The following is a 2,238-nucleotide window of genomic DNA, read 5'->3' as shown; positions in this document are numbered from 1 at the left end:
GCTGGCGGCCTCCAGGGCGAGCAGCCGGGCCAGGTCGACGATCGGGGCGGTACCGTGCGCCTTCAGGTCAACCCGGCCGTGGTGGTCGCCACGCAGCTGGCGCAGGAAGCCCAGCGGCGGCCGGCGCCGCAGCGCCGCCCGGGCCAGGCGGCCGAGGAAGCGGCGGTTACCGGCCGCCTGGCGGATCACCGGCCGCAGCGCCGCCTCGGCGTCCAGGTCGCCGTGGAGCTGGCGGAAGTCGAAGCAGATGGCCGCATCCAACAGCGCCTCCTCCTCGGGCTCCTGGATCCAGCTGCTGAACTGCTGCTGCCAGGCGCGGCGGGGGAGGCGCCGGGCGGGGTTGGTGGCCATGACGTCGCCGGGGCAGCGGGGCAGGCCGCAGCGCTCCAGCGTGGCCGCCAGGTGCTCGGCCAGGCCCGCGAACCAGGCGGCGGCGTCGGCGGGCGGGTTGTCGGCCAGCACCAGGGCGTGGTCCTGGTCGCTGCGCAGGGTCGGCTCCCCGCGGGCGCCGCTGCCCAGCACCAGCAGCGCATACGGGCACGGGGGCGGGCCCAGGGCCGCCTCGCCGTCCCGAGCGACCCGGACATAGAGGGCGTCGTGGGCGCTGGCCAGGAAGCGGGTGACCTCGCCGGCTGGCGAGCCCGAGCCGATCAGGCGGACCGCGGCCACGGTCACCTCACCGGCCCACACCGCCAGGTCCTCGGGACTAGCCGCCCGGTCCAGCTGGCGGCGCACGAACAGCGGGTGGCGCGACTCGTGTCGCAGCAGGTCGGTGTCGGTGACCATGCCGACCAACCGCCCCTCCCTGACCAGCGGCAGGTGGTGGATGCCGTGGTCGACCATGGCCAGCAGCACCTCGCCCAGGGTCGTCTCAGCCGGCATGGTGTGCAGCGGGGCGGTCATCACCGCCGCCACCGGCGTGTCGCCGGTTCGGCCGGCCGCCAGCACCCGGTCGCGGAGATCCGATGCCGTCACCAACCCGGGCGGCCGAGCCCGGACCACCAGCGAGGAGACCTGCTGGTCACGCATGCGCCGGGCCGCTTCGGCCACCGTCTCGCTCGGGTCGCAGGTGACCAGCGGCCGGTCGATCAGCTCGCCGGCGCGCACCGAGAACAGGTCCAGGGGCTCGGGCTCCCGGCCAGCAGCGACCGCACGTCGTAGCCGGTCCCCGGCCCGACGGGCCAGCAGCGCCTCGAAGCCGGGCTGGTGCCGCAGCCGCTCGACCTGCTCGGCAGGGATCAGGTAGGCCAGCACGTCCTGGCGGGCGACCACGTCCCACAGGTGCGGGGAGCGCGACAGCAGCGATAGCTGCCCGAACGTCTCCCCCTCGCCGAGCGTTTCCACCAGCTCCGAGCCGCCACGTTGGTCGGTCTGGCGGAGCTCCACCACCCCCTTGACGATCACGTGCAGGTAGCGGGTCGGGTCGCCGCCCTGCCGCAGGATGGTGGCGCCGCCGGGGAAGTAGGCGACCTCCACCGTGGCCGCGGTCTGTGCGAGCAGCTCGGGCGGCAGCCCGTCGAACGGCGGGTGGGAAGCCAGGAAGCGAGCGATGTCCTGCATACCGCACAGCATCCCCGGCCAGATTAGCGCCGCCAAGCCCCATGTCGTGCGGTGATCACACCGGTTCGTCCATGACCGCGCACATCGTGGGCGGCACGACCGGTGCGGCTACGCTGCCACTCCATGGAGTAGCAGGCGCCTGGTCGGAAGGCCTATCAGGAGCGCCGATCCTCCCAACGGCGGGCTGGCTTCAGGGACGCAGTACAGTGAACCCACGTCGGTCGCCATCAGCAGCGGTCGGGTTGTGGTAAGGCGGCGACCACAGGTCACAGGAGGCCCAGATGGCCACACGGCTGGACGACAACGGACCGGCCACCGGCAAGCGCGGCAACAGGCTGGCGGTGGCCACGCTCGCCTTCGGCGTCGTTGGGCTGATCTTGGGCGTGCTGAGCCCACCGGCGCTGCTGCTGGGCTTCGTCGCCGTCGTCCTTGGGGCCGGGTCCCTGGGCCGAGGGCGCGAGCGGCCCGGCCCGGCGGCCCTTGGCATGACCGTCGCCGGCCTGCTGGCCGGCCTGGTCTGCCTGGTGCTGACGCTGCTGTTCCTGACGGGCTTCTTCCAGACCTGACTCCGGGTGCCGCCCCCAGTGGCCATCCTCATGCGTCAGGTGGCCAGGCATATCGAGCTGACCGAGGACGTACTACGCGGTTCGCTGTGGCCAGCACAGAAACCCTGCCCAG

The 2,238-nt window shown here is 73.3% G+C and carries 2 protein-coding genes; one reads left to right on the top strand and one right to left on the bottom strand.

Translation table 11 applies throughout. The features are described 5' to 3' along the window. Nucleotides 1-1,560, bottom strand: a 1,560-nt coding sequence (locus VF468_29840; protein HEX5882488.1) for a DUF294 nucleotidyltransferase-like domain-containing protein, incomplete at its 3' end; no start/stop codon positions are given. Between the two features lie 281 nt (nt 1,561-1,841). On the opposite strand from VF468_29840, the gene VF468_29835 reads away from it, so the two are divergent. After that, nucleotides 1,842-2,126 carry a hypothetical protein gene (locus VF468_29835; GenBank protein ID HEX5882487.1) on the top strand — a complete coding sequence of 95 codons (285 nt, stop codon included), beginning with the start codon at nt 1,842-1,844 and terminating at the stop codon, nt 2,124-2,126. Nucleotides 2,127-2,238: the final 112 nt, after the last annotated feature.

The sequence above is a fragment of the Actinomycetota bacterium genome (assembly GCA_036280995.1).
Taxonomy (GTDB): Bacteria; Actinomycetota; CALGFH01; order CALGFH01; family CALGFH01; genus CALGFH01.
Note: the sequence above shows the minus strand (reverse complement) of the source record. Positions and strands in the feature narration are given on the sequence as shown.

What these genes read in the sequence shown, in the direction of transcription:
- VF468_29835 (HEX5882487.1), top strand. Translation starts at nt 1,842, where the DNA reads ATGGCCACACGGCTGGACGACAACGGACCGGCCACCGGCAAGCGCGGC.